The organism is Undibacterium sp. TJN19 (genome assembly GCF_049339485.1).
Lineage (GTDB): Bacteria > Pseudomonadota > Gammaproteobacteria > Burkholderiales > Burkholderiaceae_D > Undibacterium.
The window spans coordinates 50201-74747 of the sequence record NZ_JBMPPL010000016.1 but is presented as its reverse complement, the minus strand read 5'-3'; the positions used below and the strand labels follow the sequence as shown (position 1 = coordinate 74747).

The following is a 24547-nucleotide window of genomic DNA, read 5'->3' as shown; positions in this document are numbered from 1 at the left end:
CGAACAGGACCGTGAAACGATTACGCGCCAATGATAGTGCTGCAACCAGTGTGAAAGTAGGTTATCGTCAGGCTTGTATTCCGCATACCCCCGATCAAGCAATTGACCGGGGGTTTTGCTTTTGTGCGAACAGAAAATCCACGCGCCAATCAACATCAACATCCACTTCTACGCTCGCATTGGCTATTTCTTCTCTGCACTGCAGCGACTACGGGCGGATGGCTCTCTATCACCCGGACGGGCTTGCCGTCAAAGTGACTTCCTCTTCCCCTTTGCATTCTCATGTGTCTGTTCGAACCGAAGCTTTAAACTGAAGCTTTAGCATCGTCGCTCCTGCGCAGGCAGGCGCACAGTGGCGTTCGTTGAGAAAGCGATTTGTTTTCTCATCTCATCGGCTTGAGTAATTTCGGCATGCCGTTCGGCGCTGTCACAAGCTTGCTCGCTTGACGTCCGAAATCCATCAACGTCCTATCTTCCCTTTGAATGGGATGGAGTCAATTACCTAGCAACTTAAGAAATGAAATTAAGTTTTGGAAAGCCAGTATTTGCGCATGAGTTCATGTGACCAGGTTGGCTGGCAGATTTCATGGCGTGGCAGAAATTCAGTCATGACGGGTTTGATGTCGAGGACAGGTGTTCCATCTATTGCATCGAGTTCGGAGACAACGAGCCTGGTGCCATCAACCCGAACAACACGACAGATGGTGCTCCCGATACGGTTCGGACGATTTTTTCCACGCTGGGCGAAAATGCCAACTGCAGGCCAGGCCATGTTGTTTCGTGGATGACGGGCACCGGTAACGATTTTCGACAACTCGACTTCATGAAAAAGAAACAGAACTTCAACATGCGAGAACTCGGCTATCCCTTGAAGGGCTTCGGCTGTAAATTCGTCGGAAAGAGAAATGCAGGCTTCTTCACCTCCCCAAAAATCATCTTCTGCGTGATGGCGAATCGCTTCGACGAATCCGATAGCCTGAATTTGTTGATTCATATTCTTAACTCCTGCAAGGCTCAAAGTTTAAAGTAAGCTGGCTATTATGTCTTTTGCACAGATTGATTAACGGCTGCAAAGCGCTCATGCAGATCTGGGTTATTGACCAGTGCTGATGGAGGTCCTTCTGCTAATGCCTGCGCCAGCAATTCTTCTGCTTGTTGAAAGCACGATTGGTACACCGTTTTACATAGCTGGTAAGCAACATCGCCGAGCCAGCCAGCAGGGCGAAGTTCGACCGGCAAGTGTGGGTCATGGAGTTGGGTGCGGCGAAAATTATGGATCAGCAAACTGCGAATCGTAAATGCGGCTTGTGCGCTCAGTTCCTGCTTGACCATTAATTCTGGCAATGCAGAGAAATGCTGAATAAATTGCCGGTAACTGTGATTGATTTCGTCGAGTTGCCACTGGGATGCAATCAGGCTGCTCAAGGGGCGATTACTAACCTGGGTCAGGTCTTGCGTCTTGCAAACCAATAACTGATCCAGCAAATTGGTGCGTTCTAGTATGCTTTGCAATGCTGCAATATCCGGTTGCGGGTGGGCATATACCCCTGGACTGATCAGGCGAAAGCCTTCCCAGAATAATTCTCTTTTCAAGTTTCCACGTTCGGTGGCGTTCGATTCATTATTGCTGGCAATGACAAGTATCCATGACTGATCCCAGGCTGTCGATTGCGGTGTATATACGCGCTGATAGGCATGCTGGAACCTCGCATAACTCGCGCTTGCCAGTTGATAGCTGCTACGGCGGCCATCCCGTTTTGCCTCCAGCCAGCCTTCCTCCGTCAGGCGAAACACGCTGGTACGTACCAGTCTGTCGTTGATCGCAAAATGGCTCATCAGCGAAATCAGGCTGCCCAGCCATATTGCCCCCCCGTGTGGCGCTATCGCGTCACCAAACACCGTCATTACCAGGGATTTTGCCCGTGGAGGATCACTTGCAAGGCTCTGTTCTATCCAATCCTGAATCTGGGTATTGTTTCGCATGCGGTTTTATTCAGTGTTTATCAATGCGAGAGTTCATCGTCATGCTTGCTGTTTAACAGATTTTACCTAGGCTGGAGTAAATACACCTACGGTTTCACAGTTAAAAACATAAATGATACAAAAAAACTTCACTAATAATAAAAACTGTATCATATAATTGTTTGACGTAAATCAATCTTTCCATGTTCTTGAATAAAGCAGGGCACCAAGGAGATTCAGCATGTATGCACAACTGGTTGAAACAGGTTTAAGTAAAGTTCGCACAAATGAAGAACTCAGCGAAGCCGAGCGCATTTTTCAGGAAAAAATCGATGCCGGTATTCGTATCGAGGCCAAGGACTGGATGCCGGATGCGTATAGAAAGACATTAATCAGGCAAATTTCCCAGCACGCGCATTCCGAGATTGTCGGTCAGTTGCCAGAGGGTAATTGGGTAACAAGAGCACCGACCTTGAAGCGCAAATCCATTCTGCTCGCGAAAATCCAGGATGAGGCGGGTCATGGCCTTTATTTGTACAGTGCTGCCGAAACCCTGGGTACTTCGCGTGATGAATTGCTTGCTGACCTGCATTCGGGCAAGGCAAAATATTCCAGCATCTTTAACTATCCGACCCTGAGCTGGGCTGATATGGGGGCGATAGGCTGGCTTGTCGATGGTTCCGCCATCATCAATCAGATTCCCCTGTGCCGCTGTTCATACGGCCCCTATGCACGCGCCATGGTGCGTGTATGCAAAGAAGAATCTTTCCATGCGCGCCAGGGTTACGACATCATGCTGGCCTTATGCGCTGGCACGGCAGCACAAAAAGCCATGGCGCAGGATGCCCTAAACCGTTACTGGTGGCCTGCCTTGATGATGTTCGGGCCTTCTGACGCCGCGTCAGTCAACAGTGCGCAATCTGCCCAATGGCGCATCAAACTGTTTTCCAATGATGAGCTGCGACAACGCATGGTGGATCAGACTGTGCCCCAAATTCTGCATCTCGGCCTGGAATTGCCCGATCCTGACATCAAATGGAACGAAGAACGTGGGCATTATGATTTTGGTGACATCAATTGGGATGAGTTTTATCAGGTATTGAAAGGCAATGGCCCTTGTAACCGTGAACGCTTGCGTACCCGTGTCAAGGCCTATGACGATGGTGCCTGGTTCCGTGATGGATTAATGGCCCATGCAGATAAATATGCGCAGCAAAAAATCGCCTGAAAAATGAACATTGTGAACATTGTGAACATTGTGGAGTGGAGAAAAACATGAGCAAGGAATGGCCACTATGGGAAATCTTTATACGCAGCCAGCACGGATTGTCCCACAAGCATGTTGGTAGCCTGCATGCACCAGATGCAGAAATGGCCATCAATAATGCACGCGATGTATATACGCGACGCAATGAGGGCGTCAGCATCTGGGTTGTGCGTGCAGCTGATATCGTTGCCAGCAGCCCCGGAGATAAAGAAGCCTTGTTCGAACCATCGAATAGCAAGGTCTATCGTCATCCGACATTCTTCCCCATGCCGGACGAAGTAAAGAATCTCTGAATGTAAATATAGTGTCGAAAACGGAGCACTCTGATGTCAGATGAGAAATTTCAATATGTATTGCGCCTGGCGGATAACGCATTGATCCTTAGCCAGCGCCTGTCGCAATGGTGCGGCAAAGGCCCGGCGCTGGAAGAAGACATGGCGCTTACCAATGTGGCACTGGACCTGATTGGACAAGCGCGCTTATGGTATGCCTATGCCAGCGAACTGGAAGGCAAAGGGCGTTCTGAAGATGATCTGGCTTTTTTGCGTGATGCCCATGATTTTCATAATTTTCTCTTGCTCGAACAGCCAAATGGCAGCTATGCCGATACCCTGATGCGGCAATTTTTATTTGATACCTGGCATTATTTTTGTCTGCAGAATCTGGCCGAGTCGCCGGACGATAAAATTGCCGGTATCGCCGCCAAGTCATTGAAAGAGGTCACATATCATTTGCGCCGTAGTGCTGATCTGGTCGTGCGGCTTGGCGATGGCAGTCAGCGCAGTCATGAGATGATGCAGTCTGCACTGGATGAATTATGGCGTTTTACTGGTGAAATGTTCACGCCGGATGCAATCGATACTGCCCTGCAAACCGCTGGCCTCACGAAGCTTTGCAGTGAGTTAAAACCCGCATGGGATGCTCACTTGAGTGAAATAATGCGCGAGGCCACCTTGCGCATCCCAGATGCAAATAGCTGGATGCAGACCGGTGGAAAACTAGGTGTGCATACTGAACACATCGGATACCTGCTGGCAGAAATGCAGTTCTTGCAGCGTGCTTACCCGGGGGCGACATGGTAGGTGCTGAATCGCAAATAGCCACTTTTTCCCTGCCTGCACCTGTCAGTACAGACCAGGTATGGCAATGGCTGGCTGAGGTCAGTGATCCTGAAATCCCTGTGGTGTCGGTGACGGACCTTGGCATCATCCGCGCGGTGGAATGGCACGATGATGCAGACCATACACCTCATCCACCACATGCATGCAAGATCTGCGTCGTCACGATAACGCCGACTTATTCCGGTTGCCCGGCAATGGACGTGATAGCGAGTGATATCCGTACTACCTTGCAGGCGCACGGCATCGATCATGTCAATATCGTCTATCAGCTATCACCAGCCTGGAATACAGACTGGATGACAGAAACTGGCAAGAAGAATCTCCGCTCTTACGGCATTGCGCCGCCTCAGCAACAAGTCATCAATATCACCGGCATACGTCGCCATAGAGATGTACAGGCAGCGATCATTTGCCCGCAATGCGGGTCGGCTGACACGCAACTGGTCAGCCAGTTCGGTTCTACATCCTGCAAGGCTTTATATAAATGTAAAAGCTGTCTGGAGCCTTTCGATTATTTCAAGCCACATTAGCAGATACGGTCTATTTTCAAGAAGCCAGAGGAAAACAAACGCATGAGCAAGTTCTATCCATTGACCGTCAGCCAGAAGCAGGCCGATACCCGTGATGCGGTTGTGCTTAGCTTTGCCGTACCCGCCAGCCTGCAGGCGCAATTTCACTACAGGGAAGGCCAGCACCTGACCCTGCGTGCGGACATTGCTGGCGAAGATGTGCGGCGTTCTTATTCCATTTGCTCAGCGGTTCAGGATGATCAGTTAAAGGTCGCCATCAAACGCGTTGCCGGTGGTGTGTTTTCAAATTGGGCGCATGATGTGTTGCAGGCAGGTGCAACGATTGACGTGATGCCGGCGATGGGGCATTTCAGCTTGCCGACAAACGGTATAGCGCACAAACAATACCTGGGTTTCGCTGCGGGCAGTGGCATTACCCCCTTGCTATCTATCATCAAGACCAGTCTGCTGGCAGAGCCGGATAGTCAGTTTACGCTGGTGTATGGCAACCGTGCCTCATCAACCGTCATGTTCAAGGAAGAACTGGCAGCACTCAAAGATATGTTCATGCAGCGCCTGAAACTGATTTATATCATGAGCCGTGAACAACAGGATATTGAACTCTTTAATGGACGTATCAACGAAGAAAAATGCGCCGCTTTGTTCGGGCAGTGGATTAATTTGTCTGATATCGATATGGCGTTTATTTGCGGCCCAGAAACCATGATGCATGCTGTCAGTAACTCGCTGCAACAACATGGCATGGCGAAAGAAAACATCAGGGTAGAACTGTTTGCTGCCAGCATTCCTGCGCACCGCCATATAACGGGTGTCAAACCCTTATTGGGCAAATCGTCTTGCGCGGTAACCTTGATCATGGATGGCCAGCACACGCATTTCGAGATGGAAAAAGACAGAGAATCAGTGCTTGATGCTGCTCTCAAGCTGGGCCATGAAATGCGCTATTCATGCAAAGGCGGCGTCTGCTCTACCTGTCGTTCCAAAGTCGTTGCGGGCAAGGTCGATATGGACAGCAATTATGCGCTGGAAGATTATGAAGTCGCACGCGGATTTGTACTGACCTGCCAGAGCTTTCCGGTCAGTGATACGCTTACCCTGGATTTTGACAGCGAGAATTAAATGAACTTTACCCATATCTTATTCAGCATCCAGGATGGTATCGCCCACCTGACCTTGAATCGTCCTGACAAACTCAACAGCTTTAACGTTGCCATGCATCTGGAAATACAGGCCGCATTGGCAGCGATACGTGCCGATGAGAGAGTGCGTGTCATGGTATTGACCGGCGCAGGGCGGGGCTTTTGCGCAGGTCAGGATTTGTCAGACCGTGCCGTGAATAATGAGGGTAGCGCTCCTGACCTTGGTGCATCTGTTGAAAAATATTATTCGCCATTGGTGCTGGCCTTGCGGGCTTTGCCCATGCCTGTCATTTGTGCTGTCAATGGCGTGGCTGCCGGTGCTGGCGCGAATCTTCCTTTGGCCTGCGATATTGTCCTGGCCGCACGTTCGGCCAGCTTTGTCGAAGTGTTTTGCAAGCTTGGACTGATACCAGATACAGGTGGCACTTACTTTTTACCGCGTGCTTTGGGTACGGCGCGCGCTATGGGTGCTGCCATGCTGGGCGGCAAGATCACCGCAGAACAGGCTGAACAATGGGGCCTTATCTGGAGATGTGTTGATGATGATCAACTCGTTGCAGAGACCATGACAATGGCACGTCATTTTGCACAAGCTCCGACCAAGGGGCTGGCGTTCACCAAGCAAGCCATCTACGCCAGCGCACAGCACACGCTGGAGCAGCAATTAAGCCTGGAAACCGGCATGATGCGTGAACTGGGGCATAGCCAGGATTATCGCGAAGGCGTGGCAGCTTTTATTGAAAAGCGGGCAGCGCAATTTGTTGGCAAGTAATGCGTCGTATTCCTTAGAAAAAAATCAGGACTTAAAATGACAAATGAAGAAAGCACGCAACAAATACCAGTGGAGAACAGCCAGCAGATGGCAGAACTGACAGCAGCGGCCATGTTCGCCAGCGATGCCACGACGCAGGGGCTTAAAATGCAAATCCTGCAGGTTGGTGAGGGCACTGCGACACTCAGCATGCTGATCAGGCCTGACATGCTGAACGGCCACAAAACCTGTCATGGCGGCTACCTGTTTACCCTGGCAGACAGCGCTTTCGCTTTTGCCTGCAATAGCCGCAATCAGGTGACTGTTGCCGCCGGTTGCAGTATTGAATATCTCGCTCCCGGGCGTGAAGGCGATCTCATTACCGCCACCGTTACCGAGCAATCGCTTAGTGGCCGTACTGGTGTATATGATGCCAGGCTGACGAACCAGCACGGTTTATTGATTGCTCTTTTTCGGGGAAAATCCCATCGATTGAACGCGGAAGTCGTGCCAGGTTTAAAGCTAAAAGAAGAATAAAATTTCCCCGCTTTGAAAATAATAACTCACATTTCATACCCATCCATGCAGGAGACAGAGAATGCTAGACCGAAAAACCGCGACAGGTTTGGATGCGATAGAAACAGCCAGCACTGATGAATTGCAGGCCTTGCAGTTACAGCGACTGAAACACACATTGGCGCAAGTCTATCAAAACGTGCCGCATTATCGTGCCAGTTTTGATGCTGCGGGCGTTCACCCCGAGGATTTGAAAAGCCTGTCTGATCTGGCGAAATTTCCATTCACCACCAAGAAAGATTTACGCGACAATTATCCGTTCGGCATGTTTGCCGTGCCGCGTGAGCAGGTCGTCCGAGTTCACGCATCCAGTGGTACCACTGGCAAGCCCACTGTAGTGGGCTATACGCAGAAAGATATTGATACCTGGGCTGACCTGGTGGCGCGTTCGATCCGTGCTGCCGGTGGCCGTGCGGGCGATATCGTCCAGGTATCTTACGGTTACGGTTTGTTCACCGGTGGCCTGGGTGCACACTATGGGGCTGAACGCCTGGGTTGTACTGTCATCCCCATGTCGGGTGGGCAGACTGAAAAGCAGGTACAACTGATACAGGATTTTAAACCTGACATCATCATGGTCACACCGTCATACATGCTCAATATCATCGAAGAATTAAACCGGCAGGGCATTGATGCTGCGAGAACTTCGTTAAAGATAGGCATCTTCGGCGCTGAACCGTGGACTGATGCCATGCGTACTGAAATTGAAAGCCGTGCAGGTATAGATGCTGTCGATATCTACGGTTTGTCAGAGGTCATGGGCCCTGGCGTTGCCAGCGAGTGTATAGAAAGTAAAGATGGTCCCGTCATCTGGGAAGACCATTTTTATCCTGAAATCATTCATCCGGAAACGGGTGAGGTCGTGGCCGATGGCGAAGAGGGCGAACTGGTTTTCACATCACTAAGCAAGGAAGCTTTTCCCGTCATACGTTACCGCACACGTGATCTGACGCGGCTGTTGCCGCCGACCTCGCGTTCCATGCGCCGCATGGGAAAAATTACCGGGCGCTCGGATGATATGCTGATTATCCGCGGCGTCAATTTATTCCCCAGCCAGGTTGAGGAACTGATACTCAAGCATCCTCAACTGGCACCGCAATATCAATTGGTGGTCTCGCGTGAAGGTCATATGGACAAACTCGACATCGTTGCTGAATTGCGGCCAGAAGCGTCGGTGCAATTGAATCAGGCAGATGTCCAGGCATTGAGTCAGCAACTGGAACACCATATCAAGACCTTCATCGGTGTCAGCTGCCAGGTACGCATTGTGGTGGCGAATGGCATAGAACGCACTTTGGTTGGCAAAGCCAGACGCGTTATCGATAACCGGCCAAGAGCATAAAATAAATGAAAGGATGAAAAATGCAAGCATGGATATGTGATGCGATAAGAACGCCGTTTGGCCGCTATGGTGGTGCACTGGCATCTGTGCGCACTGATGATCTGGCTGCCTTGCCTCTCAAGGCATTGATGGCACGTAATTCTGGTGTTGACTGGGCGATGGTTGATGATGTGCACTACGGCTGCGCCAATCAGGCCGGTGAAGATAACCGCAATGTCAGTCGCATGGCAGCATTGCTGGCAGGCTTACCAGTGGAAGTACCTGCCAATACAATTAACCGCCTGTGTGGTTCCAGTCTGGATGCTATAGGCATCGCCGGGCGGGCAATTAAATCCGGTGAATCCCACCTGGTCATTGCCGGCGGTGTCGAGAGCATGACGCGCGCGCCGTTTGTCATGGCGAAAGCCGACAGTGCATTCTCACGTGCGGCAAAGATAGAAGACACCACCATAGGCTGGCGCTTTGTGAATACCCTGATGAAGGCAAAGTACGGCATAGATTCCATGCCTGAAACTGCGGAAAACGTCGCCTCTGAATTTCAGATCGCCCGCGCTGACCAGGATGCATTCGCCGTTCGCAGCCAGCAACGCTGGGCGCTTGCGCATGCAGCAGGGTTTTTTGAAAAAGAAATTGTTGCTGTCATCATCGCCCAAAAGAAGGGTGAACCGGTTTTGTTCACGACAGATGAGCATCCGCGTCCCAATACAGATATCGGCATGCTGGCCCGTCTCAAAGGCGTGGTCAGGCCAGACGGTACAGTCACGGCCGGTAATGCATCCGGCGTCAACGATGGCGCCTGTGCAGTGTTACTTGCCTCTGATGCGGCAGTTAAACAACATGGCCTGACACCCAGGGCGCGTTTCGTTGGCATGGCAGTTGCCGGCCTTGCGCCCCGCATCATGGGCTTTGGTCCTTCGCCTGCAACCCGCAAACTGCTGGCACAGACCGGGCTCAGTCTGGCGCAGATGGATGTGATTGAACTCAATGAGGCATTTGCAGCGCAAGGCCTTGCAGTAACACGCGATCTGGGCTTGCCCGATGACGCACCGCATGTCAATCCAAATGGTGGTGCGATTGCGATTGGTCACCCGCTTGGTGCTTCGGGTGCCCGCCTGGTGACCACGGCTTTGAATCAGCTGGAACGCATCAATGGTCGGTATGCACTGTGCACCATGTGCATAGGTGTTGGTCAGGGTATTGCCGTTATTATCGAACGTGTCTAAGACTGACAGGAAATCGCATCATGAAAGTATATGCAATTGACGGCCTTATACCGGTGGTACACCCCAGTGCCTACGTGCATCCCACTGCAACCCTGATCGGTGATGTGATCGTCGGGCCGGATTGCTATATCGGTCCTTCGGCCTGCCTGCGCGGTGACTTTGGCCGCCTGATACTGGAGCAGGGCGTCAATGTGCAGGATACTTGTGTCATGCATGGTTTTCCTGAAAGTGACACGGTGGTTGAACAGGACGGTCATATCGGTCATGGCGCTGTCTTGCATGGTTGCCGCATAGGCCGCAATGCCATGGTTGGCATGAATGCCGTGGTGATGGATAAGGCTGTCATCGGCGAAGCCTCTATCGTCGCCGCCATGTCCTTTGTCAAAGCTGGCATGCAAGTGCCTGCGCGCAGCTTGGTAGTGGGGGCGCCTGCCCGCATCGTGCGTGTCCTCAGCGATGAAGAAATCGCCTGGAAAACCCAGGGCACGGCGCAATACCATGAGCTCACACGACGTTCGCTGGCCAGCATGCAGCTGGTAGAAGCCTTGACTGAAGCAGAAGCAGATCGCCCACGTATTCCGGTGACAAGCCAGTTACCTGCTTACCGTATCAAGGCAGATTCCATAGAAACCAAAAAGATAGAAAAATACTAGCCCATGAAAATTTTACAAAGCTGGATCGCCGGTGAATGGACAGGCACCATCGCCGCACAATCCCTGCATAGCGCCATAGATGGAACTGAGATTTTTGCTACCCATGCCGAAGCCCTTGATTTTTCTTTGGCCTTGTCATATGCACGGAAAACCGGTCTGAAGAATTTGCTGGCACTGGATTTCCAGCAGCGTGCTGCCATCTTGCGTGCACTGGCCAAATACCTGACCGAGCACAAAGAAGACTTGTATGCTATTTCTTCGCATACCGGGGCCACCCGCAGCGATAGCTGGATAGATATCGAAGGCGGGGCTGGGACGGTATTTGCCTATGCCAGCACAGGCACGAATGAATTCCCGTCCGGTAATGTGGTGCATGAAGGGCCGGCCTTAGCGTTGGGCAAACAAGGGCAATTTGCCGGTAGCCATATCCTCGTTCCCAAGCGGGGCGTTGCTGTCCATATCAATGCATTTAATTTCCCGGTCTGGGGACTGCTGGAAAAATTTGCACCAAGTTTTCTCGCAGGCATGCCGTGCATCATCAAACCAGCCACAGCCACGTCGTATCTGACGGAAGCCCTGATCAGGCAAATTAATGCATCCGGCTTGCTGCCTGCAGGCAGTTTGCAACTGGTGATAGGCGCTACCGGCAATTTGCTGGACTTGCTTGAAGAAACCGATGTCGTCACGTTTACCGGTTCTGCCGATACCGCTGCCCAATTGAAAGTGCATCCTAACCTGGTTAAGCGGTCCATCCCTTTTAATGCCGAAGCGGATTCCTTGAACTGTATCATTCTCGGCCCTGACGTGCAAGCCGGGGATGAAGAATTTGATTTGTTCATCAAGGAAGTGGTACGTGAAATGACCGCCAAGGCAGGGCAAAAATGTACAGCCATACGCCGTATTTTTGTGCCGGTAAGTTTGCTCGATGATGTGACTGAAAAATTGCAGACCAGACTGGCAAAAATCCATGTTGGCGATCCACGACAGGAAGGCGTGCGCATGGGGCCGCTGGCGTCAAAGTCACAGCAGCGCGATGTGCTTGACCGTATCAGCCAACTGGCTGCGGGTAATCAAGTGTTTGGCGGTAGTGTGGAAGCCTTGCATTTATCGGATCAGGAACTGCACAAGGGTGCTTTTGTAGCACCGACCCTGATCGTGTGTCGTGAACCCTCAGAAAATCTGGTCGTGCATGAAGTAGAAGCATTTGGCCCGGTCAGCATCTTGATGCCGTATCAGGGTGTAGCTGATGCCATCAAATTTGCAGCAATGGGGCGGGGTAGCCTGGTTGCGACACTGGTCACCAAAGATCCGCAAGTTGCCGCGCAAGCCATCCCGCAGATGGCAGCTTGGCATGGGCGTCTGTTAATACTTGACAGGCAGGCAGCGGCTGAATCGACGGGGCACGGCTCACCTTTGCCACAATTAAAGCATGGCGGCCCTGGCCGTGCCGGTGGCGGCGAAGAACTGGGTGGTGCCCGGGCGGTAAAGCATTATCTGCAAAGAACTGCGATACAAGGCTCACCTACGATGCTGGCGGCAATTACTGGCGAACATATCCGTGGCGCTGCCGTACAGGAATCAGATATTCATCCTTTCCGCCGTTATTTTGAAGATTTGCAAATCGGCATGTCCCTGCTGACACACAGACGTACCGTGACCGAGGCCGATATTGGCGCCTTCGGTGGTTTATCCGGTGATTACTTTTATATGCATTTTGATGACATCGCCGCCAAAGAAAGTCCTTTTGGCAAGCGCATTGCACATGGCTATTTCGTCTTGTCTGCGGCAGCTGGTCTGTTCGTTTCACCCGCGCCTGGGCCCGTGCTGGCCAATTATGGACTTGATACCCTGCGTTTTATCAAACCGGTTGGCATCGGCGACACCATACGTGCCCGTCTGACCTGCAAACGAAAGATAGACAGACAAAAGAAAGATGCGAAAGGGGCAGGACAGGGCGTCGTAGCCTGGGATGTCGAAGTGACGAATCAGGATAATGAACTGGTGGCGTCTTACGATATATTGACTTTGGTAGCAAAAAAATAACTAATGCTGTTTGCACGCTGATGCGCGCAAGCAGCGCAATACATTTCTGACATTGCTTTTGATCACCAGGCTTACTGGCCGGGAAGCCATTCTCATTCCCATTTTGTCAATATTGTTAAAATGATGTTGGCAGGAGACTGGATAAACCCACATCTCTTGATCGATCTGATACTATTTCTGAAACTAGGCCTTTCTAAAAAACAATCCTACCAAACAGCCCTTTCATCCCATGGAAATGTTCGTTACTGACGACGAAGTAAGACAATGGGAATGCGAACTGCCGCATTTGCAAGGGCGCGAATTACTGAAAATGACGATTACGCTGGCCTGGCATTTACGCCAGCGCGATACTGCCAGATCCTTGAAGTTGGTGGATACTGCAGAGCAATTATTGAATGGATTATCTGTCAATCAGGCAATAGACAAACAAACTTCCAATGAATTTTTTACCAGTCAAAGCCGCTTATTATTGATCCGTGCCGAAGCTGCCTGGCTTTACGGTGAATTCGACAAGTCGCAGCAGATTTCTGAATCAGTTTTGCTGCGATCATCACAAGCACAAGTAAGAGGCGCTTTTACAGCATCATCTGACGCCTGTTACCTGCTCGCCTGTGTGGGTTTGCAACGCGGCGACATGCATGCCGTTGAAGCGGCCATTATGCAAGCCATGCATTTTGCCAGCCTTGCACATGATGGTATGCGTGAGCTGGTGGCAGAATCATTATTGGCAAATCAAACCGCATTAAGAAACCTGCCGTTGGCGCTGGAACGCTGGGGACAAAAGCGCAATGAAGACAGTGAAAGCAAAGACCCATTTTATCGCAGCTACGTCAATGAATTTCTGGTCTACACCTCGTCGCTGAGTAGTGATTTCACGCAGTCAGCGGCACGTGGCATCCAGGTATATGAATTCGCGTTGCGTTACGGACAAAAACGCAGGTCCATCAGCGCGGCAAGCAATATAGGTGACGCATTTAACAGTTTGAATGATCACCAGGCTGCCCTGAAATGGATACAGGAAGGGCTTATCCTGGCGCGGGCAACCGGCTGGCCTAACAGTATCGCCAGCAGCCTGATACAAATGTCAGAAACCTTGCGTCGCCTTGGCAGGCTTGATGCCGCCAAGGAAATGCTGGAAAGCGCTTTTCCCATTCTGATGAATGTTGTGGGTTCGCGTTCGCATTTGTTGGCACTACGATATCTGGGCGACCTCTCGCTGGATCGCGGTGATTATGAAACAGCATCAAAGAGTTTTTCTGAATTGATGTCCTGGGCTGACAAGCTCAATCATCTTGATTTTCGCATAGGCTCCAGACGTGGATATGCCAGTGTTTTATCCTTGCAGGGGCACGCTGAAGAAGCCTTGCAGGTAGCGCAAGAGGCTTTGAGACTGGCAAGGCAAAGCACAGACAGTTACCGTCATGTTGAAGTGTTGCGGGTGCTGGCCGCCTTGCACATACGTCATTCTTTGCCTGAACCGGAAAGCACGACGCTTGACAGCGCGCCGCTGTATTACCTGCAGCAGGCGCTGGGGATCGCGGATCATATCAGCGGCTATACCGTGCCCGGTGAGTTATATGAAGAAGTTGCCGAAGCGTACGCGGCATTGAGGCGTTTCAGAGAGGCTTATCTGTACAGTCAGAAAGCAATTGCTGCCCGTGAAAAAATTCATACGCAAGAAGCCAGTAACCGCCTCAATGCCATGCAACTGAGTCAGCAGACCGAGCGTATGCGTGCAGAAAGTGAGCATTTGCGCCAGCTGGCAGAAGCAGAGGCTGAACGTGCTGAAGTCTTGCAGCAAACCAGCCTTGTCCTTGAAAAGTTGGGAACGATTGGTCAGGAAATTACCGCCAGCCTCGATGCAGCCGCCGTCTTTGACGCCTTGAACCGTCATGTCCACGGTTTGCTGCATGTCACCGCCTTTGTTATTTATTTGATGGATAATGATCAACAAAGCATGACTTCAGCCTATGGCGTTGAAAACGGCATGCCGATAGAACCGGATACTGTGGTCATGTCGAGCAGTATTTCCAACGCAGTACGCTGCGTGCGGGAGCGGCGTGAAGTAGCCATTGACCTTGCGGCAGAAGATGAATTACCTGGCTTGATACCCGGCACTGTAATGGTACACAGCATGCTGTTCGCTCCCTTGGTAATTGGCGACAGGGTATTAGGGGTGATGACCATACAGTCATCGCGGCAACACGTCTATGGTGAGCGCGAAAAAATGATTTTTCGTTCTCTGTGTGCCTACGGCGCGATTGCGCTGGCCAATGCCGATGCTTATTTGCGCCTTAAAAAGACCCAGGAACATCTGGTGGCCCAGGAGAAACTCGCTGCGCTGGGTTCTCTGGTGGCAGGTGTTGCCCATGAACTCAATACCCCCATAGGAAATTGTCTGCTGGTAGCCAGCACTTTGCAGGACGGCAGCAAGTTTCTGATAGAAAAACTCAGCGGTCAGACACTGCGCCGTTCTGAACTGAATAATTTTTGTGAAGAAGTAAAAACCTCTTCAGAAATCTTGATGCGGGGATTAAGCAGTGCCGCAACCCTGGTCAGCAGTTTCAAACAAGTCGCGGTTGACCGTACATCAGAACAGCGCCGTACTTTCGATTTACGACAGGTTTTGCAGGATATTATTTCCACGCTCAATATCCGCATTGTGCAGACAGGGCATACCATGCACCTGAACGTACCATATAACATACAAATGGACAGCTATCCGGGATCGCTCGGGCAGGTGATTACCAATCTGGTAGAAAATGCCATCTTGCACGCTTTCGACAAGAAACAGACCGGTCACATGCACTTGCTGGTTTCCCAGCCTGATGCGCAACGTGTTGTTATCGAGTTTTCGGACAATGGAATAGGGATCCCCGAAGAAAATCAAAAACGGATTTTTGACCCCTTCTTTACCACCAAACTGGGGCAGGGGGGGAGTGGCCTGGGTTTAAATATTTGCTACAACATTGCAACATCGATTTTGCATGGACAACTGAGCGTGAAGAGCAGTATAGGCATGGGAACCAGCTTTTATCTGGATTTGCCTCTTGTAGTTTAATTTTCCGGAAAAATTTCGCCTGAATTTTGCACTTGTCAAGCATCCTTTTTTTGTTGTACTCACTTGAAAATAGTGGCGGAATCACCTATTGTGCAATGCACCAATAATTACAAGGTACGCAATTGGCTAATCAACACACAAAAAGCAGTCTCGCCGCGTTAACGCTGGCTGCTGTCGGTATCGTTTACGGTGATATCGGAACAAGCCCTCTTTACACTATGAAAGAGGTGTTTTCAAAAGAGCATGGTCTTCCACTGAATGAAGCAAATATCTTTGGTGTCGTCTCCCTGATCCTGTGGGGACTGATCATCATCGTGGCAATAAAGTACGTCACCCTGATATTGCGGGCAGATAATCGCGGTGAAGGCGGGATTATGGCGCTGACGGCGCTTGCGCTGGAATCTGTAGGCAAATCTGCCAAATCGCATTTCACTTTGCTGGTGCTGGGTTTGTTTGGCGCCGCCCTGTTTTATGGCGATGGTGTGATTACACCGGCTATTTCTGTCCTGTCGGCCATCGAAGGGCTGGAAGTGGCCACCCCCGCTTTCACCCCGTATGTCGTGCCTATTACACTGGTGGTGTTGTTGCTTTTGTATTCGGTGCAATACAAGGGTACTGCAGGTATCGGCAAATGGTTTGGCCCTATCATGGTGGTATGGTTTCTGGTGCTCGCCGGCATGGGTATCTATAACATCGCTAAGATGCCTGGCATATTATGGGCGCTGAATCCTTTATATGCCGTGGTCTTCATGGCAGAGAACAAAGGCCTGGCGTTCCTGGCCCTGGGCGCGGTGGTACTGGCATTTACCGGTGCCGAAGCGTTGTATGCCGACATGGGCCATTTTGGTAGTAAGCCTATCCGTGCCGCCTGGTTCATGATCGTATTCCCGTCCCTGGGCTTTAACTATCTTGGGCAAGGTGCTTTGTTGCTGGCCAATCCGGATGCAGTAGGTAATCCGTTTTATCAGCAACTTGGTACCTGGAGTATTTATCCTCTGGTGATTCTGTCTACGGTAGCGACAGTCATCGCCTCGCAGGCAACCATATCAGGTACGTTCTCCATGACCAAACAGGCAATTTCACTGGGCATTATGCCGAGGATGGAAATTGTCCATACTTCATCGAATGAAATCGGCCAGATTTATATCCCTGCAGTGAACTGGTTGCAGCTTGCTGCTGTCGTCGCTGCGGTAGTGGGCTTTGGTTCTTCTTCCAGTCTTGCTTCGGCTTACGGTATTGCCGTGACGGGAACCATGCTGGTGACGTCATTGCTGACCTTTTTCGTTATTCGCTATGGCTGGAAATACAATCCTGTGCTGTGTTTTATTGCGACCGGGTTTTTCCTGTTCATCGACGTGTCGCTGTTCTCTGCCAACGTGTTGAAATTATTCCACGGCATAGGCGGGTGGTTCCCGGTGATTTTGGGTGTCGTGATGTTCACCCTGATGATGACCTGGAAGCGTGGCCGCGAACTGGTGTTTGATAACCTGAAAAAACATGCGATCCCACTCGAAGATTTTCTTGAGTCCCTGTTTGTCTCTGCGCCAATAAGAGTGTCGGGTACCGCAGTATTCTTGCGTGGCGAGGCAGATGGCGTGCCGCACGCCTTATTGCATAATCTGTCGCATAACAAGATTTTGCATGAAAGGGTCATCTTCCTTACTTTGTATAACCGTGAAATTCCCTGGGTGCCCAACTCAGAGCGCGTCAAGGTCACCGACCTGGGCAATGCCTGCTTCCAGATCGATGTCTTCTATGGTTTCAAGAATGAGCCGGATATCCCTGGCGCACTGGCCTTGTGTGAACCGTTTGGCCTGACTTTTGAGGCGATGGAAACTTCCTACTTCATCTCGCGTCAGACCATTGTTTCCAGCCCGGGCAGTGGTATGGCGATGTGGCGTGAGAGTGTTTTTGTGGCAATGTCACGCATTGCCCGTGACGCTGCTGACTTTTATCAAATCCCGAGTAACCGGGTCATTGAGGTCGGATCGCAAGTGGAAATCTAAAAAAATGGCATGGGCGCTTATCAAATGAAAATGCCTATGCTATAATCTTGGTCTTTCGCGGCTGTAGCTCAGCTGGATAGAGTACTTGGCTACGAACCAAGGGGTCGTGGGTTCGATTCCTGCCAGCCGCACCAGATTCAAGGGACTAGATGCAAATCTAGTCCCTTTTGTCTATGGGAAATCGCTACGCTTGCTTGCCATTTTGAGGGAGCCGTGACGCTTTTTGAGGCCAGCCGTGTGCCCAAAACTCCAAATAATTTAAGCGCAGGGCTTTTTATTTACATCAGACCCGTGCTATACTCTCGTTTTTCGCGGCTGTAGCTCAGCTGGATAGAGTACTTGGCTACGAACCAAGGGGTCGTGGGTTCGATTCCTGCCAGCCGCACCAGATTCAAGGGACTAGATGCAAATCTAGTCCCTTTTGTCTTTTCAGGGCCTGGATTCAAGCCTGGTGATAATCAATTGATCAGGTATTGAGTATGAGGTCGCGTATATTCCATCCGGGAGGGGCGTCCTGGTTCAAGGTGCTGCGCTTGATGTCACTATCAGGTGTGGTTTCTGTCATTGAGGTAATCAGGCGTTGCAACTGCATCCCGTCTGGCAGGACAGTGCCAAGAAAGACGACGTGGTCTTTATATTGAATCAGTATGGTCGGGAAATTTTCAATGTCTATGGCATCAACCAGATGCGCCTGGTCTTCTATATCTATCCAGGCAAAGCATTTTTCCGGATGCTTGCCAGCGAGAGCATCAAACAGGCTGCGGTATAGGTTGCAGGTATCGCACCAGGCTGCGCATAAACAGGCAACCAGCCAGTCTTTGTCTGCCAATTCTGCTTTGATATGATCGAGGTCTTCGGTATTGATTTGAGCGTTCATGGCGTCATTTTAACCGATCTGGCATCCGGCAAAAGCCAGCCTTGAATTTGTGGGAACACGGTAAAATACGTCCATGACAAGAATCTTAGCAATTGAAACTTCTACTGAGCTCGCTTCAGCCGCTGTATTAGCTGACGGGCAAATATTTACGCGTGAACTTTCAGGTGTGCAAACACACTCTCAAGGTATTTTGCCAACGATACAATCCTTGTTGGCAGAAGCCGGTATAGCCCTGGCTGATTGTGACGCCATCGCTTTTGGTTGTGGCCCTGGCGCGTTTACTGGCATACGTACCGCATGCGGCATTGTGCAGGGTCTTGCATATGGTGCTGGTTTGCCGGTACTGCCTGTCGTCAGTTTGCAGGCGATGGCGCAAGCAGCGCTGGAGCAAACAGCGGAGGGCGAATTTGTCTGTATTCTGGATGCGCGCATGAGCGAAGTCTATTGGGCGCAATACCGTTTTACTGATGCGCATTGGGAGACAGTTTCTGAGCCTGCACTGGCCAGCATGGATGAGGTATTTGCCAGCCTGAGCGGGGTGATGATGCTACGCGATCTGAGGTTTGTCCTGGGAAATGGATTGGCGCTTCCAGAAGCGCTGGTTGGTAATGTCACCAGCATTCATTGCATGCCGCATGCTAAGCAGGTTGCAACACTGGGCAGAACAGCTTTTGATGCGGGTAACGGCCAGGCGGCAGAATTGGCCCAACCACTCTATCTTAGAAACAAGATTGCCCTGACCACTGCCGAGCGTGCTCAAGTCAAGGCATCTGGCTGAAAGAATAAATAGTGCTGAATCTGAAGCTTACTTCACCATCTTATTGCAAGCTTGGTTTTGCCGATATTGATTGCATCCTGACGATAGAGGAACGGGTATACACACACCCGTGGACGCGTGGAAATTTTACCGATTCTCTATTGAGCGGTTATGCTGCATTTGGTTTTCGCGACAGCGAGCACGAATTGTTTGCCTATTTTTTTGTCATGCCCATTCTGGACGAGTTGCATCTGTTGAACTTCGCTGTCGATTCGCCTTATCAAGGGCAGGGGCATGCCAGATTGCTTATTGATAAATTATTTGAATATGCGCTTGAACAAGGCTATGTTTCCATCCTGTTGGAAGTCAGGCGCAGCAATGAGCGCGCCATTGCGATATACCAGAAGGCTGGATTTGCAGCCATAGGCGTGCGCAAGGGGTATTACCCGGCACATGACAACCAGCGTGAAGATGCAATCGTGATGCGAAGGGCATGTTGATGCAATCAAATGACTACTCCAGAGTCTTATATGAAATGGGTGTGGGGCCTTTGTGGGTCCTGCGACAGGCCGAAGCGCTCACCTTAACTGAGGCGCCTATGTCTTCAACCGAAACTGCATCCCTGTCCAGTGATGTAGTGGAGGCAGTGACAGACACGCCAGCTATTCCCGATATTCCTCAAGCAGATGCGCTGGTCAGTGTAGTTGTCAGCGTGCCAGCAAAAGAAATCGCCGTACCTGAAGAAAATCTTGCGGTCTTGCCAGTTCATTCCATGTCGTGGGAAGAGTTGCAGCCAGTCGTCGAATCCTGTCGCGCCTGCGGCTTATGCCAGGGTCGCAAGAAAACCGTGTTTGGCACTGGTGACAGACAAGCCAAGTGGTTGTTCGTCGGTGAGGGGCCTGGCTATAACGAGAACTTGCAAGGCTTGCCTTTTGTCGGTGCAGCGGGACAATTACTCGACAATATGATGAAATCACTCGGCGTGCAGCGTGGTGATCAGGCCTATATTGCCAATATTGTGAAATGCAGACCCACAGATCAGCAAGGCAAAGACCGGCCACCAACAGCGGATGAAGTCGCCGCCTGTTTGCCCTACCTGCACAGGCAGATAGAGTTGATTGCACCTCAGGTCATCGTCGCGTTGGGTAAAACTGCCGCAGTCTCTTTGCTGGGCCTGGATATGGAAACACCGGTGGGGCAATTGCGTGGCAAGCTGCACCAATTCAAAGGTATACCGGTGGTCGCCACTTACCATCCTGCCTACTTGCTGCGTAAGCCAGCTGATAAAAGCAAGGCGTGGATAGATTTGTGCCTGGCAATGAAATCACTACCAATAATTTCAGCAAGTTCGGCAAGTTGAGCAAGTTCAGCGATATGCGAACCAGTCAGGCGGATTTTCATTGCCAATGGCAACATTTAAAGAATTCGCATGTTCGTGCCCTGGCCTGGATGCTGACAGCGCCAGTTTTACTTGATCGCGATTGTGGTCTTTGGCAAGACAAGATTGCATTACCACTCGTGGCCGATAAACAGGCTTTGCAGGACTGGGTCAATGCGCTGGATCAAAACCCTGAGGGGCTGATTGATTTGCTGCATCAGCATCCCAGCCGACGCCTGGGCTTGTATGCAGAAACCCTGTTTGAGTATTTTCTTTCATCGCATCAGATGTTGTATGCCCACGGCTTGCAAGTGCATAACAAAGGTAAAAACACGGTAGGTGAATTTGATTTTCTATTGTATGCAGACGGTGGTTTGAAGCATCTGGAACTGGCAACAAAGTTTTATCTCTACCATAAGGCGGCGAGAATGCATCAGCCTGAATCACTATCTGGTTTGTATGATTATCTGGGCCCCAATCTGGCAGACAGCCTGGCCGCAAAGATGCAAAAAATCGTCAGCCAACAACTGCAATTGTCGCAACATCCATTGGCACAGGATTTATTGCCACAGGCGGTCGTTTCCGCGCAGGCCCTGGTGTTGGGATGGTTGTTTTACCGCGATGGTGATCAGCCAGGCGTTGACACGCACGCAGAAGGCATTGCCAATGATCATTGCCAGGGTTTCATCTGGACGCATTCAGAATTGGCCGTAATGGATTTTCAACATGGCCTGATACTTGACCGCCTGGACTGGCTTGCCCCGGCGCAGGTAGAGCAGGGAAGGGCGCATGACAAAGCGAAGATCATATCTGGATTGCATGCGCATTTTCAGATCGCCAATACCCCGGTCATGCTGGCGCTGATGCAGGAAAACCAGGCACTGATGCAGGAATATAGTCGCGGCATGGTCGTGCCAGATAGCTGGTTTGCCGATGCTGATGCCGTGCAGGCGAAGCAGCTTGCTCGTGAAGAAATCCCCGATATGTCAGCCAGTTAGCGGACCTCAGCAGCCCGCTCTTTTTATATCAGTGCTTATGTTCGCCGATCAGGGCAAGAGAATCAAATTCGCGTTGATTCGCTGCATGCTTGCGCATGACCACATACATGGTGCTGGCGACGAATAAACCAAAAATCACGATCACGACCATGATGTCCAGGTTCAACCATACCATCAGCGCATACAAGGCCAGCATGGTCAGGACCGACAGGTTTTCGTTGAAATTCTGCACGGCGATGGAGTGCCCAGCGCTCATCAATACGTGACCGCGATGCTGTAGCAAGGCGTTCATGGGCACCACAAAATAACCAGCCAGCGCACCCACCAACACCAGCAGCGGATAAGCGATCCAGATATTGTGGACAAAGATCATGGTAGTCACGACCAGGCCCATGCCTATGCCCATAGGCATGACGCTCAGTGATTTTTTCAAGGGAACAAAACGCGCTGCAGCTACCGCACCCAGAGCGACGCCGACAGCGACTACGCCTTGCAGAATGGCGGCTTTATCAAGCGGCATGTTCAGCGATTTTTCTGCCCATTTCAAAACAATGAATTGCAGTGTTGCACCAGCACCCCAGAACAGAGTGGTAACAGCCAAGGAAATTTGACCCAGTTTATCTTTCCACAAAATGATAAAGCAATTGGCAAAATCTTCTATCAGCTTGATAGGGTTGCGTTGCTGGTGCTGGTAACGTGCGCCCGTGTCGGGAATATTCAAGTTGAACAAGGCAGCAACGCCGTAGCATGCGGTTATGACACAAAGTGCAGCTTCGGTCGGCGTATTGATGTTGAAGTCAATGATAGGGAAATCAAAATTCAGCAAGGCAGCTGAAATCTGTGGATTGACCAGCGCGCCGCCCAGGACAGTGCCGAAAATAATGGAAGACACAGTCAGGCCTTCTATCCAACCATTGGCAGCCACCAGCTTTTCAGGAGGGAGCAGTTCCGTCAATATTCCGTATTTGGCGGGTGAGTAGGCGGCTGCGCCAAAACCAACGACGGCATAGGCAACCAGAGGGTGTACATGAAAGAACATCAAGGCACAGCCTGCAACCTTGATCATATTCGTTGCCAGCATCACCTTACCCTTTGGCAGGGAGTCTGCAAACGCACCCACAAAGGCTGCCAGCAACACATAAGACAAAACAAAGAACAACTTCAATAACGGCGGCATCCAGGTTGGAGACTGCGTCGACGCCAGCAAGGCCATTGCGGCGATCAGTAATGCATTGTCGGCCAGAGAAGAAAAAAACTGCGCCGCCATGATGGTATAAAAACCGCTCTTCATGCTTTATTCATGCTTTATATCTACCTGCTACAAAATGTCACTGGCAGCTTTATACCATGAAAATTGTCAGGAATTAGTGAAATAAGGCAAGCTAATTGCCGAATACTGGTTAAAATATCAGTGTTTTTCTGGCTGGTATGCAGGCAGCATGTACTGTTGCATGCATCTTAAAATTTCCCCGGGTCTGAAGATGGCAAAAGTAAAAACTAATTATACCTGTACAGAATGTGGTGGTATTGTCAATAAGTGGGCCGGGCAATGCCCCGCCTGTGGCCAATGGAATACCCTGGTAGAGACTATCGTTGAAGCTGCCGGCAACCGTTTTTCTGCCAGGCCTCAGGGACTGGCGCAATCAGCGCCAGTACTGAATCTGGCTGAAATCGAAGCGATTGATGTGCCGCGCTTTGAAACCGGTATTGATGAATTCGACCGGGTATTAGGTGGTGGCCTGGTACCGGGGGGCGTGGTATTGATCGGTGGTGATCCGGGTATCGGTAAATCGACCCTGCTTTTGCAGGCGCTGGCGAATCTGGCCCGCATCAAGAAAGTCTTGTATGTCAGCGGAGAAGAATCTGGCGCGCAGATTGCCATGCGCGCCAAGCGCCTGTCATTGGATGCCAAGGATTTGCAGTTGCAGGCCGAGATACAGCTGGAAAAAATACTCAATACACTGGCAGAACACAAACCAGAGGTGGTGGTCATCGATTCCATACAGACCATGTATTCTGATGCGCTGAGTTCTGCACCAGGTTCTGTGGCGCAAGTACGCGAATGTGCGGCGCAATTGACACGCGTTGCCAAGACCATGGATGTCACCATGATACTGGTTGGCCATGTCACCAAAGAGGGCGCACTCGCAGGGCCACGCGTGCTGGAGCATATTGTCGATACCGTGCTTTATTTCGAAGGTGATACCCATTCCAGTTTCCGGCTTGTACGGGCGATCAAAAACCGTTTTGGTGCGGTCAATGAACTGGGTGTGTTTGCCATGACAGAAAAAGGCCTGAAAGGGGTGTCGAATCCTTCTGCTCTGTTTTTATCGCAGCATGATACCCAGGTTGCAGGTTCCTGTGTCATGGTGACGCAGGAAGGCACACGCCCCTTGCTGGTCGAGATACAGGCACTGGTCGATAGTTCGCATGCGCCAAACGCCCGGCGCTTGTCTGTCGGTCTTGAGCAAAACCGGCTGGCCATGTTGCTTGCCGTATTACACCGACATGCAGGCGTGGCGGCTTTTGATCAGGATGTGTTCATCAACGCCGTTGGCGGTGTCAAGATTGCTGAACCAGCGGCTGATCTGGCTGTGCTATTGGCGATTAATTCTTCCATGCGCAACAAGCCCTTGCCGCGTGGACTGGTGGTGTTTGGTGAGGTTGGGCTGGCGGGTGAAATTCGCCCGGCGCCGCGCGGTCAGGAGCGTTTGCGCGAAGCGGCCAAACTTGGGTTTTCGATTGCCATGATACCCAAGGCAAATGCACCTAAACAAAAAATCGAGGGCATGACCATCATCGGCGTTGATCGCATAGAAGAAGCACTTAGCAGGATTCGTGACGTCGATATTGAGATGTGAAT

The 24547-nt window shown here is 50.9% G+C and carries 23 protein-coding genes and 2 tRNA genes; 21 read left to right on the top strand and 4 right to left on the bottom strand.

Annotated features, from left to right (window positions below):
* Nucleotides 1–314 (top strand): hypothetical protein (locus ACO0LH_RS26900; RefSeq protein ID WP_422944223.1); only part of this gene is annotated, 314 nt, incomplete at its 5' end.
* 209 nt (nt 315–523) lie between these two features.
* Here the strand turns inward: ACO0LH_RS26900 and ACO0LH_RS26895 are convergent.
* A complete protein-coding gene (locus tag ACO0LH_RS26895; protein WP_422944222.1) occupies nt 524–994 on the bottom strand; it encodes an SAM-dependent methyltransferase in 471 nt (156 codons plus the stop codon).
* Nucleotides 995–1038: 44 nt separating this feature from the next.
* Complete coding sequence (paaX, locus tag ACO0LH_RS26890) at nt 1039–1983, bottom strand: phenylacetic acid degradation operon negative regulatory protein PaaX (RefSeq protein ID WP_422944221.1); 945 nt, start codon at nt 1981–1983, stop codon at nt 1039–1041.
* Between the two features lie 220 nt (nt 1984–2203).
* On the opposite strand from paaX, the gene paaA reads away from it, so the two are divergent.
* From paaA to ACO0LH_RS26815, 15 genes are all read left to right on the top strand, one after another.
* Nucleotides 2204–3190, top strand: a complete 987-nt coding sequence (gene paaA, locus ACO0LH_RS26885) for a 1,2-phenylacetyl-CoA epoxidase subunit PaaA (RefSeq protein ID WP_422944220.1) — start codon at nt 2204–2206, stop codon at nt 3188–3190.
* 47 nt (nt 3191–3237) lie between these two features.
* The gene (paaB, locus tag ACO0LH_RS26880; protein WP_422944219.1) at nt 3238–3522 is read left to right on the top strand and encodes a 1,2-phenylacetyl-CoA epoxidase subunit PaaB; all 285 of its coding nucleotides are present in this window, start codon (nt 3238–3240) and stop codon (nt 3520–3522) included.
* Between the two features lie 33 nt (nt 3523–3555).
* Nucleotides 3556–4311, top strand: coding sequence for a 1,2-phenylacetyl-CoA epoxidase subunit PaaC (paaC, locus tag ACO0LH_RS26875; protein ID WP_422944218.1), 756 nt, complete (start codon nt 3556–3558; stop codon nt 4309–4311).
* Complete coding sequence (gene paaD / locus ACO0LH_RS26870) at nt 4305–4880, top strand: 1,2-phenylacetyl-CoA epoxidase subunit PaaD (RefSeq protein WP_422944217.1); 576 nt, start codon at nt 4305–4307, stop codon at nt 4878–4880. The genes paaC and paaD overlap by 7 nt, the downstream gene beginning before the upstream one ends.
* Before the next feature lie 42 nt (nt 4881–4922).
* Nucleotides 4923–5999, top strand: coding sequence for a 1,2-phenylacetyl-CoA epoxidase subunit PaaE (gene paaE / locus ACO0LH_RS26865; protein WP_422944216.1), 1077 nt, complete (start codon nt 4923–4925; stop codon nt 5997–5999).
* Entirely contained in the window at nt 6000–6791 is a 792-nt protein-coding gene (gene paaG, locus ACO0LH_RS26860) for a 2-(1,2-epoxy-1,2-dihydrophenyl)acetyl-CoA isomerase PaaG (RefSeq protein WP_422944215.1), read from the top strand.
* Nucleotides 6792–6827: 36 nt separating this feature from the next.
* A complete protein-coding gene (gene paaI, locus ACO0LH_RS26855) occupies nt 6828–7307 on the top strand; it encodes a hydroxyphenylacetyl-CoA thioesterase PaaI (RefSeq protein ID WP_422944214.1) in 480 nt (159 codons plus the stop codon).
* Between the two features lie 61 nt (nt 7308–7368).
* Complete coding sequence (paaK, locus tag ACO0LH_RS26850) at nt 7369–8688, top strand: phenylacetate--CoA ligase PaaK (protein WP_422944213.1); 1320 nt, start codon at nt 7369–7371, stop codon at nt 8686–8688.
* A 20-nt stretch (nt 8689–8708) separates the two neighbouring features.
* On the top strand, nt 8709–9911 hold the full coding sequence (gene pcaF, locus ACO0LH_RS26845; protein ID WP_422944212.1) for a 3-oxoadipyl-CoA thiolase: 1203 nt from the start codon (nt 8709–8711) through the stop codon (nt 9909–9911).
* A gap of 17 nt (nt 9912–9928) precedes the next feature.
* Complete coding sequence (locus ACO0LH_RS26840; RefSeq protein WP_422944227.1) at nt 9929–10564, top strand: phenylacetic acid degradation protein PaaY; 636 nt, start codon at nt 9929–9931, stop codon at nt 10562–10564.
* A gap of 3 nt (nt 10565–10567) precedes the next feature.
* A complete protein-coding gene (gene paaZ / locus ACO0LH_RS26835; protein WP_422944211.1) occupies nt 10568–12607 on the top strand; it encodes a phenylacetic acid degradation bifunctional protein PaaZ in 2040 nt (679 codons plus the stop codon).
* A gap of 229 nt (nt 12608–12836) precedes the next feature.
* A complete protein-coding gene (locus tag ACO0LH_RS26830) occupies nt 12837–15668 on the top strand; it encodes an ATP-binding protein (RefSeq protein ID WP_422944210.1) in 2832 nt (943 codons plus the stop codon).
* Between the two features lie 122 nt (nt 15669–15790).
* On the top strand, nt 15791–17674 hold the full coding sequence (locus ACO0LH_RS26825) for a potassium transporter Kup (protein WP_422944209.1): 1884 nt from the start codon (nt 15791–15793) through the stop codon (nt 17672–17674).
* 57 nt (nt 17675–17731) lie between these two features.
* Nucleotides 17732–17808: transfer RNA gene (locus tag ACO0LH_RS26820), tRNA-Arg, on the top strand.
* Between the two features lie 177 nt (nt 17809–17985).
* Nucleotides 17986–18062, top strand: a tRNA-Arg gene (locus tag ACO0LH_RS26815).
* 78 nt (nt 18063–18140) lie between these two features.
* On the opposite strand, the gene ACO0LH_RS26810 is transcribed toward ACO0LH_RS26815, so the two are convergent.
* Nucleotides 18141–18551: a thioredoxin family protein gene (locus tag ACO0LH_RS26810; protein WP_422944208.1), complete on the bottom strand. Its 411-nt coding sequence runs from the start codon at nt 18549–18551 to the stop codon at nt 18141–18143.
* Nucleotides 18552–18624: 73 nt separating this feature from the next.
* On the opposite strand from ACO0LH_RS26810, the gene tsaB reads away from it, so the two are divergent.
* Genes tsaB through ACO0LH_RS26790 form a run of 4 tightly spaced genes read left to right on the top strand, consistent with a single transcriptional unit; the run spans nt 18625 to nt 21684 of the window.
* Nucleotides 18625–19329: a tRNA (adenosine(37)-N6)-threonylcarbamoyltransferase complex dimerization subunit type 1 TsaB gene (tsaB, locus tag ACO0LH_RS26805; protein ID WP_422944207.1), complete on the top strand. Its 705-nt coding sequence runs from the start codon at nt 18625–18627 to the stop codon at nt 19327–19329.
* Nucleotides 19330–19340: 11 nt separating this feature from the next.
* The gene (gene rimI, locus ACO0LH_RS26800) at nt 19341–19808 is read left to right on the top strand and encodes a ribosomal protein S18-alanine N-acetyltransferase (protein ID WP_422944206.1); all 468 of its coding nucleotides are present in this window, start codon (nt 19341–19343) and stop codon (nt 19806–19808) included.
* Entirely contained in the window at nt 19802–20668 is an 867-nt protein-coding gene (locus ACO0LH_RS26795; RefSeq protein ID WP_422944205.1) for a uracil-DNA glycosylase, read from the top strand. Before rimI ends, ACO0LH_RS26795 begins: the two co-directional genes overlap by 7 nt.
* Nucleotides 20617–21684 carry a DUF1853 family protein gene (locus ACO0LH_RS26790; protein WP_422944204.1) on the top strand — a complete coding sequence of 356 codons (1068 nt, stop codon included), beginning with the start codon at nt 20617–20619 and terminating at the stop codon, nt 21682–21684. The genes ACO0LH_RS26795 and ACO0LH_RS26790 overlap by 52 nt, the downstream gene beginning before the upstream one ends.
* A gap of 28 nt (nt 21685–21712) precedes the next feature.
* On the opposite strand, the gene lplT is transcribed toward ACO0LH_RS26790, so the two are convergent.
* A complete protein-coding gene (gene lplT / locus ACO0LH_RS26785) occupies nt 21713–22975 on the bottom strand; it encodes a lysophospholipid transporter LplT (protein WP_422944203.1) in 1263 nt (420 codons plus the stop codon).
* Between the two features lie 190 nt (nt 22976–23165).
* Here lplT and radA point away from each other — a divergent pair, with 190 nt between their 5' ends.
* Nucleotides 23166–24545, top strand: coding sequence for a DNA repair protein RadA (gene radA / locus ACO0LH_RS26780; protein ID WP_422944202.1), 1380 nt, complete (start codon nt 23166–23168; stop codon nt 24543–24545).
* Nucleotides 24546–24547: the final 2 nt, after the last annotated feature.